Below are 25,279 nucleotides of genomic sequence, written 5' to 3'. Positions count from 1 at the left end.
GACGACGTTAAGGTTTGGACGGTCTATTTGTCCGCCCGCATTTCTCGCCCGCGAAAAGACATGCCGCCTCCAAAAACGGGATGACGTCGCCTTTATCGCCTCCGTCCCGATTCAGACATCCGGCAGGGCGCTCATCACGGCCGGGGCTCGGGGCCGATGACCCAATGTTCCTCGACGACAAGGCTGTACGCGTATTTCAGCTCGATGAAATGCGGAAGATCCGCTTTGGCGGCGGCGTTTTCCGGCGAGTCGAGCGCCGTCTGGAGCGCGGCGACATCGTCGAACCACAACATCGTGACCGCGTCGAGGATCGGCTCTCCGATCGCATAGGCGCCGTCGCGCACATGGCATTGCGCGTAGCGACGCAGCCCCGGCAGCTTCAGTTCGAGCGGCCCGTGGACTCCGAGGCTGTAACGGCGGAAGGTTTCAAGCGGAACGCCCTCCTTGCGCTTCACCGTCGTGACGAGCTTGATTCCCTTGGCGTCGCGGCTGAGCGGCGGCCCTTCGAGCAAGACATGTGCCGTGGTGTCGACGCCGATGGTGCGCCAGAAGGCGGCCCAGTTCGGTTCGTCGAGGCGGGCGCCTTGAAGAAACTCGGGCGTTTGTAGCGATGCGAGCTGCTCCTCTTCATTATTGAGCCAGATCTCGGCGATGCCGCTGAAGCGCGGGTCTTCCGGCTCCGGGCCGAATGGAATCCGGGTGTCGATGAGATATTTCTTGATCTGCGGAATCTTGCCCGCAAACTTCACCGCATGAACATTGACCCAATAGTCCTGGAATTGCTTTTCGGACATGCCGGGTTTTGGATGAGCAAATATCAGCTGATGGATCATGGCTTCGCTCCGATCGACAACCTTTTGGGGAATTACACCGCGCCCAGCCGCGACAGAATGGCGCGCGCGAGCAAATGCGCGTGGCCTCCGGTGCGGGCGGTGATCAGATCGCCGTCCTCCACCAGATCGGCATCGACGAATTCCGCGCCATAGGCGATGGCGTCGCCATGAAGGTTCGGATGGCAGGTCAGGCGGCGGCCCTTCACCAGTTCCGTCGCCGGCGCGGTCAGCCACAAGCCGTGGCAGATGATCCCCTTGATCACCTGCTTGTTGGCGAAGGCGCGGGCGAGAAAGGCGGTCGCCGGGGGCAGTCTGGCGATGTCTTCCGTATAGCGCAGACGGTCGGCGACAATGCCGGACGGCACGATGACGGCGCCGATGTCCGCCAGCGCCGCGTCGTCAATCGTCTCGAAACTGTCGCGGCACTCGAACGGCGCCTGGTGTTCGTGACCTTTGAACGTGATCGACGCCTGACCCCACAGCCGGGACACAAAACGCACCGGCACGCCGCTTTCCTGAAAGCGGAACTGGTAATACCAGATCTCGTGCTCGTAGAAATCGCTCTCGATCAGGACCAGAACGGTCTTGCCGGGCAAGGATTTGGCGGTCGGCATGGCTCCCTCCCCAACTGAAGCAGGCTGACGTTCACTGGCCACAACGCAACCCGATCAATTCGGGATGCACGTCGCCTTCGATGACGACGTCGATCAGAAAGGGGCCGGGCTCCGCGAAGGCGGCTTCGATCGCCGGCAGGATCTCACCTTGCGTCCGCACCTGCCGGGCAGGCACGCTCAAGGCGCGGGCAAGCTCGGCGAAATCGAGTTCGGGCTTCGAGAGATCGAAAGACAGCGGGAAGGGCCGATCGGCGACGCCGGCCTGCGCCCAATATTGCTGAATATTGACCTGAAGCAATCGATAGGATCGATTGTTGCAGATGACATATTTGACGTCGAGGCGATGGCGCGCCGCGGTCCACAGCGCCTGAAAGACGTACATGGCGCCGCCGTCGCCGGAAAACGCCACCACCGGCTGGCCCGGACGCGCGCAGGCGAGGCCGAGTCCGCCCGACAGCGCGCTGCCGAGCGAGCCGCCCCGGGTCTGGAAGAAGGCGGAGGGATCGACCGGCGGCGCATATCGCGTCAGCGCCGGCGAGTTCGTCAGGGCTTCGTCAAAAATCGGCGTGCCGGGAGGCATTGCCCGCGCGAAGTCGCTCATGAAACGGCTGAAGGGAAGCGGGGTTTGGTCCGCGCGGGCGGCGTCGGCGGCGATCGCCGCGTCGCGCTCCCGCGAACGCGCCTCCGCCGACGCCTTGACCCGGGCCGCGGCCGCCGACCGGCCCGCCGCGGTCAGCCGCTGCTCGATCGCGTCGCCGAGTTGTTGCAGCGTCGTTTTGGGATCGGCTGCGAGGCCAATGTCCACGGGATGGTTCTTGCCGATGGCCTCGGCGTCGAGGTCGATGTGAATGCCGAAGGCGCCCTCCGCGAACACGTCGCCGAGTTCGGGAAATACTTCCGGAGCGATATAGGTGCCGACGATCAGGTTGACGTCGCCGCTCCTGAAAATCGGCAGGCTGTGCTCGCCGAACATGTGGCCCGTCTGCCCGCGCCACATCGGGTGGGTCGCGGCGAGATTGACGTCGCCATTATCGACGCCCCAGACGTCGGCGCCGATCAGCGTGGCGATCCGCGCGACTTCCGGCTGGGCGCCCGACCACGCGACGCCGTCGCCGACATAAAGCACGGGGCGCGCGGCGGAGGCGAGCTTCCCGGCGGCCTCGGCGATCAGCGCCGGATCGGCGGAGACCCGGGTCGAAGGAGGGCTGGCGGCGGTGGCGGTTTCGACGGCTTCGCCGCTCAGAATGTCCTGGGGCAGGCAGACATAGACCGGGCCCATCGGCGGCGTCGCGGCGATTTTTGCGGCGCGGCGCAAGACGCGCAGGATGGACGAGGGATGCTGCACATACGTGGCCCATTTCGTCACCGGCCGGGCCATCGCCACCAGGTCCGCGGCCATCTGCGCGTCCATCGCGGCGTAGCGCACGCCCGCGTCGCCACCGATCACCAGCAGCGGCGCATGGCCGCGCTTCGCCTGATAGAGCGCGCCGATCGCATTGCCGAGGCCCGGCGACGAATGGATCTGGACCACCGCGACCTTGCGGGCGGCGCGCGCATAGGCGTCCGCGGCCATCACCGCGATCGATTCCTGCAGCGTCAAGACGTAGTTGATTTCGGGGAAGTCGCCGAATTCGTCGAGCAGACCCTGCTCGACGGTGCCGGGATTGCCGAAGACATGGGTGACGCCGTCGGCGACGAGTTGCTCGAGCACTGCGCGATATCCGGTCCGCACGACGTTCCCCCGTTGTGGTTTGAACCCGCCACGCGTCCGCGAGGCGACAGCGGCTACCAGCCGGACCGGACGAGACCGTTTTTCAGCACGTCGACGAAGCGGTCGCCGAACTCGTGCGCGCATTGCAGCGAACGGGCGGTAATGAAGGGGTAATCGACGAGCACCGACGTTCCCTTGCCGAAATTGCCGTGGTAGGCGCCCGTCGGCCCCACTGCGTCGGCGAGAATATATTCCAGCGGGTAGGGCGGCGGACCCATGTTGAAGTCGGTGCCTACGAAGCCGGTGCCATCATGGTAATCATATTCGATGCAATGGCCGGTGACGTGCTTGCCGGCGATGATCGGCTTGCGCTCGTTGAAGTCGCGGGCGAAGGCCAGGGTCGCGACCCCGTAGCAGATGGCGCCGATCGGACGGCCGGCCGCATGGAAGCCGAGCACCAGATCGTGCACCCGCTGGTTATTGACCACGTCGACGATCGGGCCGCTTCCGCCAACCAGCAGAATCGCATCGTACTTCGCCAGCGCTTCGGCCTGCGCTTGCCTACGCGCCTCGTAATAGGCTTCGAACTTTCTCAGGAAGGGGTCCGCGGCGAAATACGGACGTTCGGGGAACAATGCCGAGAGGTTCTTCGTTTCGTCCAGCCGGTTGGTCGCCTCGAAGGTTTTGACGAGGCTTGCGTCCTCGGGTGTCGTTACGCAGACGCCGAGCGGCGGATCGACGTAACTTGGGTCGATGCTCGGCGGCAGGACGGGCGAGCGCTTGCCGCGCGGGGTGAAAAAATCAAACGCATAGCCGGCGGCTTCGAGTTTCAGCAAAGGTCCGACAAGCTCGATGCCCCAATATCCCCACTCGGACATAACGGCGAGGATTTTTCCGGTCGAAGCCATGTCAACGTTCCCCCAGGTCGAAAACTCCGACCTTCAGCTTCGCCGAATGAAGCGGCCCCTTGGCCCACTCCAGCCGATGACGAAAGTCACACGTATAACTAACCTTGAACGTCATATTGAACGAAGGTTCCGATCGTTGTCAACGAGCATTCGCGCCTCGCCATCGAACGCGTTACCAATACAATTTCGCAAGTGCGAAGGACGATGGATTGCGATATTCCCTATAAACTTAATAGGCATTCCCCATGGCCATTTTCCGATTGACAAGCCCGGATTCATTCCTCATCGTTTGTCCCTAAATAGGCAGGGAAATTCGTTTTTCCCTTCAAATCGGGAAGGTATGCTTCGCGTTCAACAGCAAGCAAATAAATTCCAGGTAATTGTTTTCGTTCAAGGACTGGCGCCGCATGTCTGGATGGCGTGCCCCAGGATGGAGTGCGATGGGGGCGTCAAACTGTTTGAAGTTCAGACGTCTGGTCGGTTCCGTCCTGCGAGCGGCGCGAGCCGGGGAACTCCGGGTTTCGACCGGTCGTCGGCGGCGTCTCTTCGAGCGGTCGGATGGGAAGAGCGGCGGTTCCCGAACGTGCCTGGACGCCGCCGGAATTCGGGCCGCTGCATTGCCCGCCGATACCGCTCTCGCGATCCCCGCGCCAGCTGAAAACCCCCTCGGCAGTTTCCTGAAACCGTGAATTCCAGAATCCCCCGGCGCGAACCACAAGGTCCATCTGGGCGGAACGTGTCGATGAGAAAATGCCGGCCTGATCTCGATTTCGGCCCGTATCGGTGAAGGGGCTTCGGCCCCGTTCGCATTCGCAAGATCAGGTGGAAGCGCGCAGAGGCCGAAGTGTCGCGCCCGAAACAGGAAATCTTCTGAAGAACGTTAGTTTAACTGCGAGGAAACGGGGCATTCGATGGACAAGATCAACTTCTCATTTTCGGACTCCATAGCCGGATATTTGGTAGGATACGACAAAGACGTTGACTCCTTTCGGATCAGGACCTCGGACAACCGGGAATACACTGTCAAGTTTTCCCCAAAGACCTATGCGTGGATCGCCAACAATCTGAACGAGCCGCGCCAGTGGTGCGGCGACCAGATGCGCAGCATGCTTGCGCCGGGGCGTTTTCTCTACGTTTACGGCACGTTCTACCCCGAGGGCGGCGGCTTCAATTTTGTCGCCCAGTACCTGGTGTTTTTGGGGGCCGATGTCGGCGAATATGGCTTTGAGCAGCCGGATTGGTGGATTCGCCAGATCCGGGCGCTCGGCGACTTCTACCTGCGCGCGCAATTCGGCGGCAAGGAAGTCAATTATGAAGACTATCGCACCATCATCAAGGTCACGGGCGAAAAGGATCAGGACAACTACCGCCAGGAAACCGACACGATCTCGCGCCTTGTGTATGGTCTTGCGTCGGCCTATTTGCTGACCGGCGACGATCGCTACCTTGAGGGGGCGGAAAAGGGCACGGAATATTTGCGCGACCACATGCGCTTCTATGACCTCGATGAAAAGATCGTCTACTGGTACCACGGAATGGACGTGTCCGGCCGCCGGGAGACGAAGATCTTTGCGTCGGAGTTCGGCGACGACCTCGACGCGATCCCGGCCTATGAACAAATTTACGCTTTGGCCGGACCCATCCAGACCTATCGCATCACCGGCGATCCGCGGATTCTCGAGGACGCGGAATTGACGGTCGAATTGTTCGACCGTTTCTTCCTCGACACCAAACTCGGCGGATATTTTTCCCACCTCGACCCGATCACGCTCGATCCGCGCGCTGAGTCCCTTGGCGCGAACCGGGGCAAGAAAAACTGGAATTCGGTGGGCGACCACGCGCCGGCCTATCTGATCAATTTATACCTCGCGACGGGCGAGGAGCGTTACAAGAAGATGCTTGAGTATACGTTCGACACGATCGCCAAACATTTCCCAGACTATGACAACAGCCCCTTTGTCAATGAAAAGTTCTTCGAGGACTGGACCCATGACCACACCCACATGTGGCAGCAGAACCTCGGCATCGTCGGCCATAATCTCAAGATCGCGTGGAACATCACGCGCATGCACAGCGAAAAGCCAAAAGCGGAATATGAAAGCTTTGCGCGGAAGATCGCCGAGGTGATGCCCCCCATCGGCAGCGACCAGCAGCGCGGCGGCTGGTACGATGCGATGGAGCGCAATCTGGGGCCGAATGACGAGAAACACCGGTTCGGCTTTCACAACCGCAAGACCTGGTGGCAGAACGAGCAGGGCATTCTGGCCTATCTCATCATGCATGGCGTCCTCGGCGGCGAGGAATATTTGAGGTTGGCCCGGGAGTCCGCGGCGTTCTACAACGCCTTCTTCCTCGATCAGGACGAAGGGGCCGTCTACTTCAACGTGCTGGCCAGCGGCGTGCCCTACATGATGGGCAACGAGCGTCTGAAAGGCAGCCACTCGATGAGCGGCTACCATTCTTTCGAACTGTGCTTCCTGGCGCAGGTCTATACCAACCTGCTCATCACGAACCAGCCTCTCGAACTCTATTTCAAGCCGTTTCCGGAAGGATTCAAAGACAATATCCTGCGGGTCGCGCCGGACCTGCTTCCGCCCGGCAGGGTGCGGCTGGAAAAGGTCTGGATCGACGGCGAGCCCTACGGCGATTTCGACGCCGAAGGGTTGACCGTCCATCTGCCGAAAACCGACAAGCGCGTGCAGGTGAAAGTGCTGCTCAAACCGACAGGAGCGGCGCGATGAAAATCGTCGTAAGCGAGGACGGCGGCGTCGTTTTTATCGAACCCGTGGGCTTCATCGACGGCAAGACCGCGCCCGAATTCCACGACGCGGTTCTCGCCTTGTTGAAGCCGAAGGCGCGGACGGTGCTCAACATGACGCAGGTCGATTTCATGTCCAGCGCCGGCTTGCGGTCGATGCTGTTGATCTACCAGCAGGCCAAGTCCAAAGAAGCGAAAATCGTGCTGACGGGCGTCAACAACGACATCCGCAAGAGCATGTCCGCCACGGGATTCCTGGCGTTCTTCATCGTCGCCGAGACCGTTCAGGACGCCATCTCACAATTGGGCTGAGACATGCAAGGCATCGATATCCAACCCACCCATGAATACCAGGGCTACAGGATTCGTCCCGGCAAGCCCTTTCCTTTCGGCGCCTCGCTTGTGCCGGGCGGCGTCAATTTTTCGGTGTTTTCGCGCAGCGCCAGCTACTGCGTTCTGGTGATTTTTGAAAAGGGCGCGGCGACGCCGCTGGTTGAAATTCCCTTCCGCGGCATGTTCGCCAAGGCTTTCACCGAGGAGCCGGTCTGGGGGGAATTCCGGATCGGCAATGTGTTCAACATGACGGTGCTGGGCCTCGACGACGAGGCCATCGAATACGGCTTTCGCATGGACAATGGTCTGGCCCCCGCCGAGCGCGGCAAACCGGCCATCCATCGGTTCGACCCCTCGGTCGTATTGCTCGACCCCTACGCCCGCTCCATTGGCGGCCGCGACGTCTGGGGGCGCGCACCGGACTGGAACGCGCCTTTCCCGCACCGCTCGCGGGTCGTGAGCGACGATTACGACTGGGAGGGCGACCGGCCGCTCGAGATTCCGCTCGAGGATCTGGTGATTTACGAGATGCATGTGCGCGGCTTCACCCGTCATCCCTCGTCCGGAATCGACGCGGCGGAGGCGGGAACCTTTTCGGCCATGAGGGAAAAGATTCCCTATCTGAAGGAATTGGGCGTCAACTGCGTCGAACTCATGCCGATCTACGAGTTCGACGAGTTCGAGAACAGCCGCTGGGACGACGAGCGCAAATGCTGGTCCAAAATGAACTATTGGGGCTACAGCACCATCGGATTCTTCAGCCCCAAGGCGGGATACGCCTCGACAGGCCGGCTGGGCGACGGCACCATGGTGGCCGACGAGTTGAAAAGCCTCGTCAAGGAGTTGCATCGGAACGGCATCGAGGTAATCCTCGACGTCGTGTTCAACCACACCGCCGAGGGCAACGAGCACGGGCCCACGATCTCCTATCGCGGGATCGACAATTCGACCTACTACATGCTTACCCCGGAAGGCTATTATCAAAACTTCAGTGGCACGGGCAACACGCTCAACTGCAACAATCCGATCGTGCGCGACATGGTCATCGACGCGCTGCGCTACTGGGCGTCGCAGTTCCACATCGACGGTTTTCGTTTCGACCTCGCCTCCATCCTGAGCCGCGATCCATGGGGGGGGCCGATGGCCAACCCGCCTCTGCTCGAATCGCTGGCCTTCGACCCGATCCTTGGAAAGTGCAAACTCATCGCCGAAGCATGGGACGCCGGGGGCCTCTATCAGGTCGGCTCGTTCCCGGCTTACGGTCGATGGGCCGAATGGAACGGCAAGTATCGCGACGCCATCCGCCAGTTCCTGAAGGGCGACCCCGGCGAGACCGGCGCCATGAGCCAGGCGATCCTCGGTTCGCCGCAGCTTTACCAGGGACGAGGACCGACGGCCTCGATCAATTTCGTCACCTGCCATGACGGGTTCAATCTGGCCGACCTGGTTTCCTACAATGGCAAGCACAACGAGGCCAATCTCGAGGACAATCGCGACGGCGCCAACGACAACGCCAGCTGGAACTGCGGATGGGAAGGCCCGACCGACGACCCCTCCATACTGGCCCTGCGGCAGCGCCAGATGAAGAACGCCATCGCCATGCTGCTGGTCAGCCAGGGCGTGCCGATGATCCTGATGGGCGACGAATTCGCTCAGAGCAAGTTCGGCAACAATAACACCTATGGGCTCGATGCGGAGATCAACTGGCTGGACTGGACGCTGCGGGAAACCCATCGCGATTTCCATCGCTTCGTCCGCAAGATGATCGCCTTCCGCCTGGCCCACCCCGTCCTTCGAAGCCGGGACTTTTTTCATTACTCCGATCCCGCGGGCCGCGGATACAGCGATATTTCATGGCACGGCGTCCAGGCCTGGCGGCCGGACTGGGGCGGCAGGGCGATCGCCTTCATGCTGAATGGCTATTACGCCAAAGGCGGGACGGCCCCCGACGATTTCATCTATGTCGCGCTGAACATGCATTGGGATGCGTTGCCGTTCGAACTGCCGCGATTGCCCGACGGATTCCGATGGCGCATTTTCGCCAACACCGGCATGCCGGCGCCGGAGGATGCTTTCGACGCCGGCGCTGAGCCCGAACTCGCCGACCAGAACGTCTGCCTGACAGGCGGCCGTTCGGTCGTGATCCTGGTGGGCCGATCCGAGGCCCAATAGCGCCGCAAGCGGTCATCTTGAGACCGCGTTGCGGCGCTCGATCTGTAACAGGCGAAAATACGAAAAGGAACCGGACATGGGGTTAGACATTTCCGTCACGCAGGGCGCCGACGAGGCGATTATCCAATTGTCGGGAGAGCTGGACGCGGCAGCCGCGCCAAAGCTCAAGGAGGCCGTCGAGAAAGTGGCCGAGGCGAAGCCCAAACGGCTCGTATTCGTCGTCGGCGAGCTTCATTTCATGGCCAGCGCGGGCTTGCGGGTGCTGATCTTCGCCAAGCAGAAGATGGGCTCGGGCGTATCGCTCTATGTGATCGGCAGCCAGGGACCGGTGCTGAACACGCTGACGATGAGCGGATTCCACCGCAGCGTCATCTTGCAAGACACTTACAAGCCGCTCGAATAGCGTCCCCGCGCCATGGCGACGCGCTCGATGCCGGCAGATCTGGAGTCACTCGCGGACATCCGCGGCTTCGTCAAGGAGGCTGCCGACGGCGCGGGAATCGACGAGTCTCGAACCTATCAATTGCAACTGGCGGTCGATGAAATCGCCACCAACATCATCCTGTACGGCTACAAGGACGCCGGCGAGGGGGCTGTCCTTTCCATCGGCGCCGAAACGAGGGGCGATGCGCTGGTCATCACTTTGAAAGATCAATCGCCGCCGTTCGATCCGCGCACGATGCAATTGCCTGAAGCGGAGGATCTCGCAAGGCCGCTCGAAGACCGCAAGATCGGCGGGCTGGGAATTTATCTCGCCATACACGGCGTTGACCGCTTCGACTATCGGCGCGAAGACGGCAGCAATCTCAATATCTTCGAGGTCAGGGCAGTTCATGAATGAATTCACGCCGGCCCCGCCCGCGCCGACGACGCAGAAACGTCGATCCATCAAGACCAAAATTCTGCTGGCGCTACTGACGCTGTCCTTGCTTCCGCTGATCATTGCGGTCACGATCAACCGTGTTCGCATGCTTGAAGTGGAGAAATACGTCAAATCGCGGCTGGTCCGGGAAGCCGAGAAGGATCTCCGCAGGGTGGCGATACGGCAAGCAGAGAAAGCCAATAATATCCTCGACAAAATTGAAAGGCAGACGCGGACGGTGGCGTTTTTCACCGAGACGGTCCTGCAAAATCCCGCGGCGCTGGACACCGCGCCCGTCAGGCTGCTGCGCGATCCGGTAGTCGGGTCGTCCTTGGTGTCACCCCGGCTTACGTTGGCTGAAGCAAAACCCGAATTGATGCTGACCGCCAAATTGGATAAGCTTTTTGCCTTTGTTAAGCAAAATGATTCGTTGCTGGACAGTATCTTCTACGGAACGAAGTCCGGCGTTCTCCGGCGATATCCTGAACCCGACGAGGACAAGCTGGGTTTTACTGAATTCACCCTGGACGCATCTTTTGCGCAGTCGTTGAATCAGGCTGGCGAGATTGCCGAGCCGTTGTGGAGCGCATTGACGGCAAGCGGCGTGTCGCTTTCCCCCGATGCCGTGGCTTCGACCACTGAGCCGGGCAAGCTTTGGGCGATACAAGACAATCGGAACAAACAGATATTCTCCGTCCGGCGCGACGACGCGCGGCTGCTCGTTAAACAGGAATACGACCCGACAATCAGGCCCTGGTACATCGGCGCGGTCAACCAAAAAACGATCTTCTGGTCAAAACACCCCGGTTGGGACCACTACGCGGCTGGGGGAAAGCCGTTGTTCATGATCGCAGAGGAGTTCAAGGAGCAGATAACCGAAAAGGTTTCGCCCGCCCTTGCGGCGGCGTTCCGCAATCGGCAGATTGTCCTGACCGTTAACGACCCCATTTCGAAAGAGCCGGGCGCGAGGTGGCTGCTCCAGGACGAGAATGGAAATAGTTACGAAATAAGAAAGGACAACGACAGGCTGAATGTCTACCACGTGGACATCCTGACCTGTTCAAAGGCCGTGCTCGATGCGCAAGGAAATCTGGCTGGCGTTGTCGGTTTGGACATCACCATGGAAACCGTCGGCGAAAACGTTATCCGGACCCCGGATGAGTTCAGGGGCGACGCATTTTTGCTCAACGGGGTTGGTGAACTCGTCGATCAGGAAAACGCGGAGACGTTCGTCCCGAAAGCCAACGGCCATATCCGATTGAAGATGGTCTCGGGCGAGACCGGCGTCGAGTACGACCCCGATAACGCCACCTATGTGGCTTTCGCCCCCATCCGCGCCGTTCGCACGGAACGTGGAGAAACAACGTGGAGTATTGGCGTATCCATGCCTGAACGCGAGATTACCCAGCTTGCCGAAGATATCCACAAAAGGCTGGTCGCGGTGTTGCAGTTGGTCCTGGGCCTGTTTGCCGCCTTGACCGCCCTGGTTGCCTACGCCGCCACCAGAATCTCGAAAGGGATCACCGAACCGATCGTAGCGCTGGACGCCGGCGTGAGGCGCATAGGCGGCGGGGACCTCGACTACCGCGTCAAGGTCGAGACCCGCGACGAGATCGGAGAACTGGCCGGCGCCTTCAACAAGATGGCCGGCGACGTCAAGGCTTACATCAAGAATCTCAGGGACGTCACCGCCGAGAAGGAGCGTTTCGAAAGCGAGTTGCAGGTCGCTCGTGGCATCCAGATGAGCTTCCTAAAGAAGATTTTTCCCGCCTTTCCGAACAGGAAGGAATTTTCGCTTTATGCACAGATCAAGCCGGCAAGGGAGGTCGGCGGAGACCTTTACGATTTCGCGCTTCTGGATGACTTCCGCCTTTGCTTTTATATCGGCGATGTGTCCGACAAGGGCGTCCCGGCCGCGCTGATCATGGCCATGACGATGACGCTGATGAAACGCGCGAGCATGCAGTCGGGCATTACGCCGGCCGGCATCCTGAGCCAGGTCAACGTGAGTTTGTCGGAGGGCAACGACAACGCCATGTTCGTGACCCTTTTCATTGGCATTCTCGACCTTCGCACCGGCGCCTTGGCCTTCTCCAACGCCGGACATAATCCGCCGGTGATCCTGACCGCCGAAGGCGACTGCCGCTTCCTGCCTCTGCCCGACGGCATGGTGCTCGGCGTGGACCCAGAGACCCCCTACCTTGACGCTTCGGTCGTCCTTGATCCCGGCGCGACGATCGTCATCTACACCGATGGCGTGACCGAAGCGATGAATCCCAGCCGGGAATTATATTCGGAGGGTCGCCTGCAGGAAACTCTGGCGGGGCTGAAAGGCTGCCCGGTCGAAGACACGGTCGCGGCGATTTTTGCTTCCGTCAAAGCCTTTGCGTCCGGCGCTCCACAGTCCGATGACATTGCGGTGCTTGCCGTCCTGCGAAAGTGAACGGGGGGCTGTCGCCCGTCGAGCGTCGGAAGAAAAGCGCGCCGGCGCGACCCTGTTGCGACGCTCGCGAAAAAGGCACAAGCTTGGCCTTCAATTATTGTGTCGCGGGTCCACGGAGGCCATCATGCAGACCGTTGCGTTCAAAGCCGGAGAAACCATCATCGCCCAGGGCGAGGAGGGCGACACGGCTTTTTCCATTGTGACCGGATCCGTCGAGGTCTCGATCGGTCAGGGCGGCAGGGCCAAGGTCCTTGGCGTGTTGAACGCGGGCGAGGTGTTTGGCGAAATGTGCCTGATCGAGCCGGGACCGCGATCGGCGACCGTCAAGGCGGCGACCGACGTGGAATGCCTCGCTATCAAATATGACGAGTTCATCAAATCGATCGATGAACATCAGGACTTCTGCGCGACCTTCATGAAGGCGCTGGTCAGGCGGCTCCGCCGGATGAACGAATTGATGGAGAGCCAGAGTTCCGGCCGGCGCGGAATTCGCGGGATCGTTGGCGACTGGCGAAAATCCGTTGCGTCGTCGAACATTGCATCCGACGCAGCCGACCTGTGGAAGATGATGTTCTGATCCGCCGGTTCGACGTCGTCACGCCGCCCGCCGCCGGCATGAACGCGATCCGCAATCATTTAGCGTCAATGGCGTCTCGCGCCGCTGGATAAACGTCGGCGGCAGCCGAATCGCTATCTTTCCGTCGCGTTGGCGAGCACGTGTTCGATCGATTCCGGCGCTATATGGACCGGGCCGCTGAACGGGTGGTCCAATGAAATGATGACGACGAGGCCCGACGTGAGAACAATCGACAGGATCGCCGTCATCGCCAGCTGCGTCAACTCGTTGGGATTGCCGAAAAACAGCGAGAACAGCACGGTGAGGCCGGCGCCCGCGAACAGCGCGAACCAGATGACGTCCGGCACGAGGCCGGTCGACAGGTGAAGGCGCACCCGGCGGGCCAAAGTCAGATTGTCGAGCTGGGTGAAGACCGCCGTCATGTCGGCGATGCCGCGCGCGCCCGTGCGATTCAGCGCCATGGCCGCGCGATAAAGCGCATCCAGAGCGTGAGTCGTTTCGCCGTCTTCCGAATCGGTCTTCATTGCATGCCAATCGCGCTCGATCGCGAGCTTGAGATAATCGACGAGGCGGGCGTGGAACTTTGCGGCCTCGGGTTCCGCGCCCTCGGCGTAGCGAAACAACGCGGCGGCCGCGGCGGATTCGTGCGCGACCGTGGTTTGCCCCTCGCTGAATTTGTCCCAGACCGCGATCACCACAAACGCCAGCAGCACGGCATAGACGACCCCGATGGCGGCAAACATGAAGCCTGCGACCTCGTTGTTGAGTTCAAGCCGTTCGAAGCCGATCCGGCGCCGGACAATCACCTGGACAACGAGCGCGACGGCCGTCGGGAGGACGACGATGGCCAACATCAACTGCCAAAGGGGAAGCAGCGCCAGAATGTGCGACAATCAGACTTCCCCCGACAGCGACGCTCGGCTTCCGGAATCCCCGCTGAACGCAGGCCCCAATGGAATAGCCGCCGATGACTGAATATTCCCGCAGGAGCCGGGCGCGTCAAGCCAAGTCCACGCCAGATCGCCGATTGTGGCGCGAAGCCTGCCGCCGGCGATCGTTTCGCTCGGTCGCTTGTCCGCGCCGGGGAGCATAGCGCCGCGGGCGCGCTATTTCAGGCCGCGACGAGTTGCAAGCTGGTGGAGCGCGATTGGATAGGCCTCGCGTCGCGGTCAATCCCTGCGAACCGCGCCGAATGCTTTGGCGATCGCGGCAAGCGGTGCGAGAGGCGCAAGCGGCGAGGCCGCCTCGAAACCGAGGCCGCCGAGCAGGTGTTGCAGGAGCGTCTTGCGCGCCGTGATCGTGACTTCGAACAGGCGCGCCTCGTCCTTCAGGCGGAAGAGCAGATCGTCGCCGGTCGACAAGGCGTCCACCAGACCGAGGCTCATGGCCTCGCTCGCCAGCCACACGTCGCCGTTGGCGACTTTGGCGAGGTCGGCGGCCGGGCGGCGCTCGGCGACGAAGCTCTTGAAGGCAAGGTGCGTTTCCTCGATCTTGCCGCGAAAATGCTCGCGTCCGGCCGGCGTGATCTCGCCGAGCATCGAGACCGAGCGCTTGAATTCGCCGGCCGTAAGTTCTTCGAAGTCGATGTCGTTTTTCTTGAGCAGGCGATGGAGGTTCGGGACCTGCGCCACCACGCCGATCGAACCGATCAGCGCGAAGGGCGCGGCGACAATTTTGTCGGCCGCGCAGGCCATCATGTAGCCGCCGCTCGCCGCCACCTGATCGACGGAGACCGTGACCCTGATTTTGGCATAGCGAAGACGCGAGATTTCGGCGGCGGCGAGACCGTAGCCGGTCACCGTGCCGCCGGGGCTTTGCAGGCGCAACACGATCTCGTCCGTCTCCGGCCGGGCGACGGTGAGCACGGCGTCGATCTCCCGGGCCAGCCGCTCGACGGACGAGGCCATCGGATCGCCCTTGAAGCCGAGCACATAGATGCGCTTGCCAGCCGGGGCCGCCCCGCGCGATTTCGCCAAGTTCTTGGCCAAGTTCTTGGCCAAGTTCTTGGCTTCACGCTTGCGGGCCCTGGCGAGCGACCGGCGCTCCTTGCCGTCGAGGATTTCCGCGTCGAGCAGCGCGTCGCGCATCTGGTCATAGCGCTCGTTGAGCGAGCGGACCTCGATTTCCCGCCGGACGCGCCTTGCGTCAGGGCGCGTCAGGCGCGCGACGAGCGCCGCGAAGGCGCCGAGCGCCGCAACGATGACAAGGGCTTTCAGGGCAAAAGCGGCGATGTCCAACCAGAAGGCCATAACAAGAGGTCCTTGAGCGCGATCGGTCCGACCCGCCTCTTTCCACGGTCGCCGGCGCAATGCAAGCCGCGGCGTCGCGAGCGGATTGGCCGGGAATCGGAACCTCGACGATGCGCGGCGCGCGGCGCGCGGCCGCGATGGCGCGCTATCGAGGGGCTATATGCCCGGCCTTCAATGGCCCGCGCATTTCGGAAGGGCGTCAAGGTCGGTCAGCGCCAAAATCCGCGATGGGCGCTTGACTTTTCCGCGCCGGGTCCATGCGCCGACTTACATTTCGACGCGCCATTCACCAACGCGCTCCGGCAGTGTCGAGAGGACATCGAGCGTTTTTGTCACCGAGGCGACAATAAGGGTCATGGGCCGGCAAGCATTCCTCGTTCAGGCCAGGAAAAATATTCTGGACGGCGAATGGGCGAGACCTGACGGAGCTTCGCCTCAGCCGGGCGCGGCGCCGAGCTTCAGGATTTGAGGAAGCGCTCGGAATGGGCGCGGCCAAAAAAGCGCCAGATCGCGGCGTCGAGCGAGATCGCGCCGGGGCCGTGGACGACGATGGCCAAAGCGGTCGCCGCCCACAGAAGATGAAAATTGGCCCAGCCTTCTGGCACGGTGAGCTGGATCACGGCCGTCATGCCGATGATGACGAGCGCCGCAAGCCGCGTCCCCAATCCCAGCACCAGCAGGATGGGCATGGCGATCTCCAGCGAACCGGAGATCAACGCCATCACGTGCGGGGCGGGATACGCATATTCCGCGCCAAAAAGATGCAATTTGAATTCCTCGGCGAACAGCGTGTCCGTCGATTCGTTAAGCCGCAGAAAGCCGTCCCATTTGGTCAGACCGGACCTGAAAAACGGCACGGCGATCGCAATCCGCAACAGCAGTTGGGAAAGGGCCGCGCCCCAGAACCGCAGTTTTTCGAGATTGGCGCCAATCTGGGTCGGCGCGGCAAAATCATCAGCGATATGGGTCATGGTTTGCTTCCGCTTCTCGTTTCAGGTGAATTAAGGAATCGCGCTGGACGCGTTGCGTTTATCCGGCGTTCCCGGCGACAGACGGAAAGCATGCAAGGGGATCGCCGCGCCTTGGGGCGGAGAGTCGGCGATGCAAGGGAGCGCCGGAGCCCATGTGGTTTTCGCAATGGATTTCGAAAAAAGCCGACGACCGGCTTTTCCGCCTTCGAATCGCCCGCAGCGGAAGAATCCCCGTTCAGAAACCGCGCGAAATCAGGACTTGCTGGGCGTCAGCGATCCGGGGCGGCCGTCCGGGGTCTTCATCGTCGTGCATTTGCCCTTTGGCACGAAAATCCAGGCATTACCCTGATAATCGACCGTCGAGGTTCCGGCGCAGGTGGTTCCGGCGCCTGCGGCGCAATTATTCATGCCCTTGACGGCGACGCCGAAGCATTTTTCGTTCTTGGGCTCGTCGGCGCTGGCCGGGATGCTGGAGGCGAAGGAGGCCATCGCGGCCATCAGCGAACCGGCAAGCACGAGATCGCGGGAATTCTTGAATTTTGACATGGGATACTCCAGAAAGTGTATTGTACAGGTCATTTCGTCTATGGTCCGGGCAATGTTACATCGGCCCGAAAAAATTCTTGCGGAATGTTCGATCGAGACCCCGCGATCGGCGGATATAGATGCCAACATGTTGAAAAGCTGGTTTAAAGTCCCCGATAGCGGAACCGTAAATCCCTCGCCTTCAGGCGACCGGGATGCGATCCTGGCTGAATGCTGGACGACAAGCGTGGCATTCACACTTTATGGGACTGCAAGCGCCACATTGTCCGGTTCACGCGAATCGGTATCCAATGTGGGTTAGGGACGTGGGCGAGCGTGCGCGTGAAGTGCTGCGAGAAATCGCCCGGACGAATGAAATGACGAACCATGCCCGAGCGACCCATCGCCACCACCTGGATAGGCTGATCTCCATTCCTCTTCAGCTTTCGGTTTCTCGGCCCGTGCAGTCGTTGAGGGGGAAAGCTCTCAAAGGCTTTTGTCGGAATATCAAGCCCTTCGCAAACGCTACTGGGACAGCCGCCTGTGGGCGCGGGCTACCGGGTTCCGACAAGCGGCAATGTGACCGACGAAGTCTGGAAAAAATATATTGAGGACCAAAGGCCGGAGCCGCCGGATAATCGGTTCAAGATCGTGTAGCTTATCGGCCCAGAGGGCTGTTCGATCCGGCTTTCAGCCGTAACCCGAAGCGACCGCCTTCAGGCGGTGGAGCGTTCACAGAGGGACCTCGCCATGCATTACGCCAGCGGCAATTACGAGGCCTTCGCCCGCCCCCGAAAACCCGACGGCGTCGAAAACAAGAGCGCGTGGTTCGTCGGTTCGGGGCTCGCCGCGCTGGCGGGCGCGGCGTTCCTGATCCGCGACGCCCAGATGCCGGGCGACAAGATTACGATTGTCGAACGGCTCGGCCTTCCGGGCGGCGCGCTGGACGGAATCGAGGACCGCGAAAAAGGCTTCGTCATCCGCGGCGGGCGCGAGATGGAGGACCGTTTTGAATGCCTGTGGGACCTGTTCCGCTCAATTCCTTCGCTCGAAATCGACGGCGCCAGCGTTCTCGATGAATTTTACTGGCTCAACAAGGACGATCCCAATTTTTCGTTGCAGCGCGCCACCGTCAACCGGGGCGAGGACGCCCATACCGACGGAATGTTCACGCTGAACGGCAAGGCCAGCCGCGAACTGACCAAATTGTTTCTCTCCTCGCGCAAGTCGATGGAAAACAAGCGCATCGACGAAGTTTTCGGGCTGGATTTCTTCGCCAGCAATTTCTGGCTCTATTGGCGGACCATGTTCGCCTTCGAAGAATGGCACTCCGCTCTGGAGATGAAGCTCTATCTGCACCGCTTCATCCATCATATCGGCGGGATGCCCGATTTCTCGACGCTGAAATTCACCCGCTACAATCAATATGAATCCTTGGTCCTGCCTTTGCGCAAATGGTTGGAGGAAAAGGGCGTGCGCTTCGACTTCGGCGTCGAAGTCACCGATGTCGATTTTGACATAATGCCCGGACGCAAGCAGGCGACCCGCATCCACTGGCTGCGCGACGGGCAAGCCGGCGGGGTCGATCTCGGCCCCGACGATCTGGTGTTTCTCACCATCGGTTCGCTGACGGAAAATTCCGATTGCGGCGACCACCACACGCCCGCCCGGCTCGATGAGGGACCGGCGCCGGCCTGGGATTTATGGCGGCGCATCGCGGCCAGGGACCCCGCTTTCGGCCGGCCCGACGTTTTCGGGGCAAATATTCCGCAAACCAAATGGGAATCCGCCACCGTCACCACGCTCGACGCGCGGATTCCTGAATTGATCCGGAAAATCACCAAACGCGATCCGTTCAGCGGCAAGGTGGTTTCCGGCGGCATCGTCACCGCGAAGGATTCAAGCTGGCTGTTGAGTTGGACCGTCAACCGCCAGCCGCATTTCAAGGCGCAGCCGAAGGACCAGATCGTCTCCTGGGTCTATGGGCTGTTTGTGGACCGGCCCGGCGATTATGTGAAAAAGCCGATGCAGGACTGCACGGGCGAGGAGATCACACAGGAATGGCTCTATCACCTCGGCGCGCCGGTCGAAAAAATTCCCGAACTGGCGGCGACGGGCGCGCGAACGGTCCCCTGCATGATGCCCTATGTCACGGCGTTTTTCATGCCGCGTCAGGCCGGCGACCGGCCGGACGTGGTCCCGGCCGGCGCGGTCAATTTCGCCTTCATCGGCCAGTTCGCCGAATCGGCGGAACGCGACTGCATTTTCACCACCGAATATTCGGTCCGCACGCCGATGGAGGCGGTCTATACCCTGCTGAACGTCGAACGCGGCGTGCCGGAAGTGTTCAACTCGACCTATGATCTGCGAAAACTGCTCGCTGCTGCGTCCCTGCTGCGCGACGGCAAGCCCTATCCCGTTCCCGCGGTCATCCGCAATTTCGTCGGGAACCGGATTGACAAGACCGTGGTTGGCGATCTGTTGCGTGGGCTGGGGCTTTTTTCCGATTGAGGGGACGGCGCCCGCCAGAATGGCTCGGCATGACGGCAAGCACTTGCGCATTCGTGGGCCGGATCGAATGGCTTGACCATGACGGATTCCATGATGTTGCGGGAGACAGGCGCCATTCGTTTCCAGTCCCGGAATTCCCGTGCCGTCATCGGCCATTTGTTGTAAACGGGGCATCGTTCGAGCTTGGCCGTAATCCGCAGCGCCCGTGCGGGCGACAGTCACGCTATCGGCGTTGTGCGGGGCGCCTTCGCCGTTGGAGACATGCATGAAAGCGCAGATCACGCGATTCCTTGGCGGTCTGTTGGCCGGCGTCCGCGCCGGGGACGGCCATCTGACGGTCAATCATCCGGCCTTGAAGAGCCTGCCCGCGACGCTTGTCCTGCGCAGCCCATGGTTTGCGCCGGGCGATCCCATCCCACTGAAGGCGGCCGGGCAGGGCCTCGGCGACAACATCTCGCCGCCGCTCGAATGGACCGGAGTCCCACCCGGAACAAAGGGATATCTGCTCGTTGTCCAGGACCCCGACGCGCCACTGCCGCGACCTTTCGTCCATCTGATCGCCCTCGGCATCCCGGCGGAACGGCGTTCGCTCGAACCCGGAGAACTGGCCGAAGCCGGACCCGGCGCGCCCTATGGCCGCAATACATTTGGGCCCAGCGGCTATCGGGGACCGCGCGCGGTGCCCGGCCACGGCCCGCACCGCTATTTTTTCCACCTGATGGCGCTGTCGGAACCGCCCAAAAGCGGCCGTTCGGAAAAGCTGGAAGGCATTCTGGCGGCCAATGCCGCCAATATCCTTGCCCATGGCGCCCTGATCGGAACCTTCGAGCAGCGTTAGATGGTTGCAGGCGCGGGCCGTCGCCGTGGTGAACGCCGATCATGAGCCGGTCATCATCACGCGCGACCGGGGCAAGCCTGCGGCGGTGCTGATGTCTCCTGAAGATTACGCCTCGTTCGAGGAAACGCGCTACCTGCTCGCCAGCCCAAAAGGCGCCGAGCGCCTGCGCGACGCGATCGCATTACTCGACAAGGGCGAGGGACGCTGAAACAGTCCAGGATGAGTAGCGCCAGCCGCGGGGTTTTAGCGTTACCTTAGGGCTGTCATTGCGAGCGACAGCGAAGCAATCCAGATTAAGGCCAAGGATTCCTTCCGAGCCGACATGCGTCAGGCCGCCATCTACATTCTCGCAAATCGCCGGAACGCCGCCCTCTACACAGGCGTCACATCGGACTTGTCCCGGCGAATATTCAAGCACAAGCAGGGCTTGACCGAAGGATTCAACAAACGCTACGGCTGCGCCCTGCTTGTCGATTATGAATATTATGACGCCATCGCCGACGCTATCGCCCGCGAAAAACAGATTAAGGCAGGTAGCCGCAAAGAAGAAGCTCTTCCTGATCGAATCGATGAACCCCAATTGGATGGACCTCTATGAGACCCTGAACAATTGACCTTGGTGTTCTGGATTGCTTCGATGCGCTCGCAATGACGGCGCCAGGATTTCCGCTACAATTGAACAGTCGCAAGGGTATGAGATCAGAACGAGAGTGCTGGAAAAATCACGGATGCAGGACGCCATGACAAGGTTGGGTTATCGCAACCGGCGCCTCGAAGTCTTGCGCAAGACGGGCGCTGGCCTGCACCGCGTCGTTGCATTAGACAAGGCGACCCTGCTCGATCTTGACGCATTTTGGCAAAAACCGGCCACCGTCATTGCGAGCGCAGCGAAGCAATCCAGAGACCGATGAAGGCCGGGGCGCCGGCGGTTTTTGCCCATCATCTGAATTTGCGGACCAAACGGGTCAGCGACCGGGAGCGGGGAGTGAGGCGCCCGAGCGGGCCGTCGCTGAAACTGCTCTGCTGGCTTTGGTGCGGGCGAAGGGGCGGGATGCGATTGCGTGGAGCGCGGCAATCGGGGGCGCAATTCGTTTCCTGTCCCCGAACTCCGGGTTCATTGGCGGCGATTTGTTGCAGCCGGGATTTTGGTGAAACGTCAACGCAATTCGCATTTCGGGAAAGGGGAAGGAAAATATTTTTTCCGCCATGTCGGTCATCTTTCAGGATCAGAATTTCAACGGAAGAAATTCGATGGAGTGGAAAAAAGGCAAGTGTTACCGTCGTTTAAGGGCAAATAAACTTGGCTGATGGCGTGATGGACAATTTGCGCCAAGTCAGAATTATGTAAACATGAACAGTGACTTAGCAATCGACCATCGGTCAGACCTCATTGAAGCGTATTCAAATATTAAAATATTGACAAAAATTTTAACTTGAAGGAGGGTAATCAGGGTCAAAGGGTTCGTCGAACTTGTTTGCCTCGGGGAGAACGTCAATGAAAAATGTTTCTCGTTTGTTCGTTGCCGCGGCGGCAATGGTCGCGGCCAACGCGGCGCAGGCCAAGTTTACGATCAATTTCGATGAAAATGGCAACGGATCATATTCCGTGTTCAGCGGAGGCTTCTATGGCCCCGTGGTCAACGATCCAGGGTTCCTCGCCGCTGATCCGACGAATACATTTACCGGCAACGTCCTGACCTACGCGCTTCCAGAAATCATCAACGCTGGCGGCGTCAACATTCTAGATGTAAGCGGAGCAATCAGCGACAATCTGCTTTTTTACAATGCAGGATCACACGGATACCTGATCTTCACGTCCTTACCCGGGGGTGGAGCGTTGGCCGATACGGGGATTCTTAACTTGGGATACAATGGCGCTGTCGAAAACCCGAACGAAACCTTCAGGTATCTGGCGGGTAATGGGGACCCAAGCTCCACGAATTTTTATAATGGCGTGAGCGGGGTTCCCGAGCCGTCGACCTGGGCGATGATGCTCGTCGGCTTCGCAGGGTTCGGCTTTGCCGCCCATCGCCGGTCAGTCAAGGCCGCCTCGGTTTCCGCCTGATCTTTCGCACCTTTCAAACCATGGAGAGACCGCTGCTAGGCGGTCTTTCCTTTTGTGGCGGCGCTCCTGCGGCCACCCCCCTAAATCGGTCATCAAAATCCGTCCAAGGCTTTTTCAACCTTTCATCGCAAGCCGCACGCGCCCCGGGACGCACACCAGACGTTGACGATGAACGCCCGGCCTTTGGCCTCGAAATACGTCAAATGGTGCTAAATCCTCAATTGCAACGGCGCACCGATGTTGGACCGGGAGTTCATGGCAGAAAACGAAACGCGCCCCGGTCTCTCACGCGAAACCCGAAACAGCCAAGCCCGCGCAATGCGATCCCGTCCTGAATTCCCGGCGCCGAGCCTCGCCCCTCATTTGCCCTAACGTACAATTACGCGTACAAAAAAAACATGAAAACCAACTCTTACAGCGAGTTGCGGCGCAATCTCGCCGGGACCATCGACCGGGTGAACGCCGATCGCGAGCAGGTTATCATCACGCGCGACGTGGGCAAGCCGGCGGCTGTGCCGATGTCGCCTGAAGATTACGCGTCGTTCGAGGAAACCCGTTACCTGCTCGCCAGCCCGAAAAACGCCGAGCGTCTGCGCGAGGCCATCGCCGAACTCGACAAGGGCGAGGGACGCGAGCGCGCCCTTGAAGAGCCGGACCCCGCCGAGTTAAGCTGGTTTTCAACGAGTCCACGTGGGAAGGCACTCTTTATTGGCAAGCGACGGAAGCCAAGTTGCTGGCGCGGCTCAATCGCCTCATCAAGGAATGCGCGCGAACGCCCTTCACGGGGACCGTCAAGCCGGAGCCCTTGCGTGGCGCGCTGTCGGGCTGGTGGTCGCGGCGGCTGACGCAGGAAAATCGTCTGGTCTATCGCGTCATCGACGGCGCCCTGCATATCGCACAATGCCGCTATCATTATGGATGAGCTTGCGCCGCCCCCCCCAAATCGGTTATGAAAAAAATCAAGGCTGTTTCAGCCCCTCAACGCGAGCCGCACGTGCCCCAGGACGCACATCAGACGCTGACGATGAACGCCGGGCCAATCGCCCCGCGCCCGTCCGCGCGCGCGCTCGAACAGCTTCTTCTTCTTATCAACCCCTGAGGGCCGGCCGGGCTTTGCCTGGGCGCTCAGGGGTTTTCATCGCCGTTTCCGGCCCCGCAGCCATGCGCCGGGGTCATCCCAAATTCAAGGCGTTCAACAATGACCGAACAGCAGCAGACCCCAAAGCCTTCCGAAAACGACCGCGTCTTCATTTTCGACACCACGTTGCGCGACGGCGAGCAATGCCCCGGCGCCTCGATGACCTTTGAAGAAAAGCTGGAGGTCGCCGATATCCTGGACGCCTTGGGCGTCGATATCATCGAGGCCGGCTTTCCCATCGCCTCGCAGGGCGATTTCGACTCGGTGTCGGAAGTCGCCAAACGGGTTAAAAACGCCTCCGTCGCCGGCCTGTCGCGGGCGTCCGCCAAGGACATCGACCGCTGCGCCGAGGCGGTCAAACAGGCGCGCATCCCGCGCATCCACACCTTCATCAGCACTTCGCCGGTCCATATGCAGTATAAATTGCAGATGGCGCCCGAAAAAGTGCTGGAGCTGATCGCCTCATCGGTATCGCGCGCGAGAAACCATGTCGAATTCGTCGAATGGTCGGCGGAAGACGGCACCCGCACCGAGCCGGATTTCCTGTGCCGGGCCGTCGAGACCGCGATCAAAGCCGGCGCGACCACGATCAATATTCCCGACACCGTTGGCTATACCACGCCGGACGAATATCGCGCCCTGTTCGAGATGGTCCGGTCGCGCGTGCCCAATGCCGACAAGGCGACCTTTTCGGTCCATTGCCACAATGATCTCGGCATGGCGGTGGCCAATTCCATCGCCGGCGTGATGGGCGGGGCGCGGCAGATCGAATGCACGGTCAATGGCATTGGCGAGCGCGCCGGCAATGCGGCGCTCGAAGAAATCGTTATGGCGCTGCGCACCCGCGCCGACGTTCTGCCCTATCGCAACGGCATCGAGGCGACCTTGCTGACGCGGGCGTCGAAACTGGTTTCGGCGGTGACCAGTTTTCCGGTGCAATACAACAAGGCCATTGTCGGGCGGAACGCCTTCGCCCATGAGAGCGGCATCCATCAGGACGGGATGCTCAAAAACGCCCATACCTACGAGATCATGACGCCGGAATCGGTCGGCGTGTCGAAGACCTCGCTGGTGATGGGCAAGCATTCGGGCCGCCACGCCTTCAAGGAAAAGCTCAAGGAACTGGGCTACGATCTGGGCGAGAACGGGCTGGAAGTGGCTTTCAACCGCTTCAAGGATTTGGCCGACCGAAAGAAGATTGTCTATGACGAGGACATCGCCGCGCTGGTGGATGACGAGATCGTGTCCTCGCGCGAGCGCATCAAGGTTCTGGCGCTGACGGTGATCGCCGGCACCAAGGGGCCGCAATCGGCGGCGCTGACGCTGGAGATCGACGGCGCGCCGCAGACCCATCAGGCCACCGGCAATGGTCCGGTGGACGCGATCTTCAACGCCATCCGCGCCCTGGCGCCCCATGACGCCAAATTGGAGCTGTTTCAGGTCCACGCGGTCACCGAGGGCACCGACGCGCAGGCGGAAGTGTCGGTGCGGCTGTCGGAAAACGGCGTGGTCGTCGCCGGCAAGGGCGCCGATCCGGATACACTGGTCGCCTCGGCGCGGGCCTATGTCTCGGCGCTCAACAAGATTCTGGCGCGGCGCGGGCGCGAACCGCTGGAAGCGATAGCAGGGATATGAAAGCAACGACGGCAGGGACTTGAAACACGATAAAACCGCCGCCTGCTAGGAGCTTTTCCATTCTTCGGCGAATGGAAAAATCCTCGCTCCGGCGGCGGCGCCCCCCGGATAACCCGGTCAGCTGGCGCAAATGGTT

At 60.9% G+C, this 25,279-nt stretch carries 24 protein-coding genes and 2 pseudogenes; 18 read left to right on the top strand and 8 right to left on the bottom strand.

Features of this window, described 5'->3' with window-relative positions; translation table 11 throughout:
• Positions 1–134 precede the first annotated feature (134 nt).
• The 4 genes from QZY01_RS19805 to QZY01_RS19790 are packed head-to-tail and all read right to left on the bottom strand — an operon-like array spanning position 135 to position 4,066.
• Positions 135–833 (bottom strand): EthD family reductase, encoded by a 699-nt coding sequence (locus QZY01_RS19805; RefSeq protein WP_294540625.1) that lies wholly within the window; start codon positions 831–833, stop codon positions 135–137.
• A gap of 32 nt (positions 834–865) precedes the next feature.
• Entirely contained in the window at positions 866–1,447 is a 582-nt protein-coding gene (locus QZY01_RS19800) for a DJ-1/PfpI family protein (protein ID WP_294540623.1), read from the bottom strand.
• 31 nt (positions 1,448–1,478) lie between these two features.
• Positions 1,479–3,302 (bottom strand): thiamine pyrophosphate-binding protein, encoded by a 1,824-nt coding sequence (locus tag QZY01_RS19795; RefSeq protein WP_294540622.1) that lies wholly within the window; start codon positions 3,300–3,302, stop codon positions 1,479–1,481.
• A complete protein-coding gene (locus QZY01_RS19790) occupies positions 3,233–4,066 on the bottom strand; it encodes a type 1 glutamine amidotransferase domain-containing protein (RefSeq protein ID WP_294540620.1) in 834 nt (277 codons plus the stop codon). Before QZY01_RS19790 ends, QZY01_RS19795 begins: the two co-directional genes overlap by 70 nt.
• A 1,097-nt stretch (positions 4,067–5,163) precedes the next feature.
• Here QZY01_RS19790 and QZY01_RS19785 point away from each other — a divergent pair.
• The 7 genes from QZY01_RS19785 (at position 5,164) to QZY01_RS19755 (ending at position 13,211) form a co-directional block, all read left to right on the top strand.
• The gene (locus QZY01_RS19785; protein ID WP_294540618.1) at positions 5,164–6,807 is read left to right on the top strand and encodes an AGE family epimerase/isomerase; all 1,644 of its coding nucleotides are present in this window, start codon (positions 5,164–5,166) and stop codon (positions 6,805–6,807) included.
• Complete coding sequence (locus tag QZY01_RS19780; protein ID WP_294540616.1) at positions 6,804–7,136, top strand: STAS domain-containing protein; 333 nt, start codon at positions 6,804–6,806, stop codon at positions 7,134–7,136. Before QZY01_RS19785 ends, QZY01_RS19780 begins: the two co-directional genes overlap by 4 nt.
• Positions 7,137–7,139: 3 nt before the next feature.
• The gene (locus tag QZY01_RS19775) at positions 7,140–9,329 is read left to right on the top strand and encodes an alpha-amylase family glycosyl hydrolase (RefSeq protein ID WP_294540614.1); all 2,190 of its coding nucleotides are present in this window, start codon (positions 7,140–7,142) and stop codon (positions 9,327–9,329) included.
• 76 nt (positions 9,330–9,405) lie between these two features.
• Positions 9,406–9,732 carry an STAS domain-containing protein gene (locus QZY01_RS19770; RefSeq protein ID WP_294540612.1) on the top strand — a complete coding sequence of 109 codons (327 nt, stop codon included), beginning with the start codon at positions 9,406–9,408 and terminating at the stop codon, positions 9,730–9,732.
• 27 nt (positions 9,733–9,759) lie between these two features.
• Complete coding sequence (locus QZY01_RS19765) at positions 9,760–10,170, top strand: ATP-binding protein (protein WP_294540610.1); 411 nt, start codon at positions 9,760–9,762, stop codon at positions 10,168–10,170.
• Positions 10,163–12,634 carry a SpoIIE family protein phosphatase gene (locus QZY01_RS19760; RefSeq protein ID WP_294540608.1) on the top strand — a complete coding sequence of 824 codons (2,472 nt, stop codon included), beginning with the start codon at positions 10,163–10,165 and terminating at the stop codon, positions 12,632–12,634. Before QZY01_RS19765 ends, QZY01_RS19760 begins: the two co-directional genes overlap by 8 nt.
• Positions 12,635–12,758: 124 nt before the next feature.
• Positions 12,759–13,211: a cyclic nucleotide-binding domain-containing protein gene (locus QZY01_RS19755; protein ID WP_294540606.1), complete on the top strand. Its 453-nt coding sequence runs from the start codon at positions 12,759–12,761 to the stop codon at positions 13,209–13,211.
• Between the two features lie 113 nt (positions 13,212–13,324).
• On the opposite strand, the gene QZY01_RS19750 is transcribed toward QZY01_RS19755, so the two are convergent.
• The 4 genes from QZY01_RS19750 to QZY01_RS19735 all read right to left on the bottom strand — a co-directional run bounded on the left by QZY01_RS19750 (position 13,325) and on the right by QZY01_RS19735 (position 16,977).
• Positions 13,325–14,104, bottom strand: a complete 780-nt coding sequence (locus QZY01_RS19750) for a DUF4239 domain-containing protein (protein ID WP_294540604.1) — start codon at positions 14,102–14,104, stop codon at positions 13,325–13,327.
• Positions 14,105–14,380: 276 nt separating this feature from the next.
• On the bottom strand, positions 14,381–15,460 hold the full coding sequence (sohB, locus tag QZY01_RS19745; protein ID WP_294540601.1) for a protease SohB: 1,080 nt from the start codon (positions 15,458–15,460) through the stop codon (positions 14,381–14,383).
• Between the two features lie 458 nt (positions 15,461–15,918).
• Positions 15,919–16,431 carry a DoxX family protein gene (locus tag QZY01_RS19740; RefSeq protein ID WP_294540599.1) on the bottom strand — a complete coding sequence of 171 codons (513 nt, stop codon included), beginning with the start codon at positions 16,429–16,431 and terminating at the stop codon, positions 15,919–15,921.
• 252 nt (positions 16,432–16,683) lie between these two features.
• Positions 16,684–16,977 (bottom strand): DUF2282 domain-containing protein, encoded by a 294-nt coding sequence (locus QZY01_RS19735; RefSeq protein WP_294540597.1) that lies wholly within the window; start codon positions 16,975–16,977, stop codon positions 16,684–16,686.
• Between the two features lie 194 nt (positions 16,978–17,171).
• On the opposite strand from QZY01_RS19735, the gene QZY01_RS19730 reads away from it, so the two are divergent.
• From QZY01_RS19730 to QZY01_RS19680, 11 genes and pseudogenes are all read left to right on the top strand, one after another.
• Positions 17,172–17,567, top strand: a complete 396-nt coding sequence (locus QZY01_RS19730) for a transposase (RefSeq protein ID WP_342394917.1) — start codon at positions 17,172–17,174, stop codon at positions 17,565–17,567.
• Positions 17,568–17,706: 139 nt separating this feature from the next.
• Complete coding sequence (locus QZY01_RS19725) at positions 17,707–19,467, top strand: oleate hydratase (protein WP_294540593.1); 1,761 nt, start codon at positions 17,707–17,709, stop codon at positions 19,465–19,467.
• Positions 19,468–19,732: 265 nt separating this feature from the next.
• Entirely contained in the window at positions 19,733–20,305 is a 573-nt protein-coding gene (locus QZY01_RS19720) for a YbhB/YbcL family Raf kinase inhibitor-like protein (RefSeq protein WP_294540591.1), read from the top strand.
• 4 nt (positions 20,306–20,309) lie between these two features.
• Positions 20,310–20,513 carry a type II toxin-antitoxin system prevent-host-death family antitoxin gene (locus QZY01_RS19715; RefSeq protein WP_294540589.1) on the top strand — a complete coding sequence of 68 codons (204 nt, stop codon included), beginning with the start codon at positions 20,310–20,312 and terminating at the stop codon, positions 20,511–20,513.
• Between the two features lie 114 nt (positions 20,514–20,627).
• Positions 20,628–20,919, top strand: a pseudogene (locus QZY01_RS19710) (GIY-YIG nuclease family protein).
• A 114-nt stretch (positions 20,920–21,033) separates the two neighbouring features.
• Positions 21,034–21,216 carry a hypothetical protein gene (locus QZY01_RS19705; RefSeq protein ID WP_294540587.1) on the top strand — a complete coding sequence of 61 codons (183 nt, stop codon included), beginning with the start codon at positions 21,034–21,036 and terminating at the stop codon, positions 21,214–21,216.
• Positions 21,217–21,800: 584 nt separating this feature from the next.
• Positions 21,801–22,370 carry a PEPxxWA-CTERM sorting domain-containing protein gene (locus tag QZY01_RS19700; protein ID WP_294540585.1) on the top strand — a complete coding sequence of 190 codons (570 nt, stop codon included), beginning with the start codon at positions 21,801–21,803 and terminating at the stop codon, positions 22,368–22,370.
• A 398-nt stretch (positions 22,371–22,768) separates the two neighbouring features.
• A pseudogene (locus QZY01_RS19695) lies at positions 22,769–22,972 on the top strand (type II toxin-antitoxin system prevent-host-death family antitoxin); the annotation flags it as partial.
• A 68-nt stretch (positions 22,973–23,040) separates the two neighbouring features.
• Positions 23,041–23,292, top strand: coding sequence for a Txe/YoeB family addiction module toxin (locus tag QZY01_RS19690; protein ID WP_294540653.1), 252 nt, complete (start codon positions 23,041–23,043; stop codon positions 23,290–23,292).
• 27 nt (positions 23,293–23,319) lie between these two features.
• Entirely contained in the window at positions 23,320–23,469 is a 150-nt protein-coding gene (locus tag QZY01_RS19685) for a hypothetical protein (RefSeq protein ID WP_294540583.1), read from the top strand.
• A gap of 99 nt (positions 23,470–23,568) precedes the next feature.
• Positions 23,569–25,143, top strand: a complete 1,575-nt coding sequence (locus tag QZY01_RS19680; RefSeq protein ID WP_294540581.1) for a 2-isopropylmalate synthase — start codon at positions 23,569–23,571, stop codon at positions 25,141–25,143.
• Positions 25,144–25,279 lie beyond the last annotated feature (136 nt).

This window comes from uncultured Rhodoblastus sp. (assembly GCF_903903185.1).
Lineage (GTDB): Bacteria > Pseudomonadota > Alphaproteobacteria > Rhizobiales > Beijerinckiaceae > Rhodoblastus.
The sequence above is the reverse complement of the archived record's forward strand: the minus strand, read 5'-3'. Positions and strand labels throughout refer to the sequence as shown.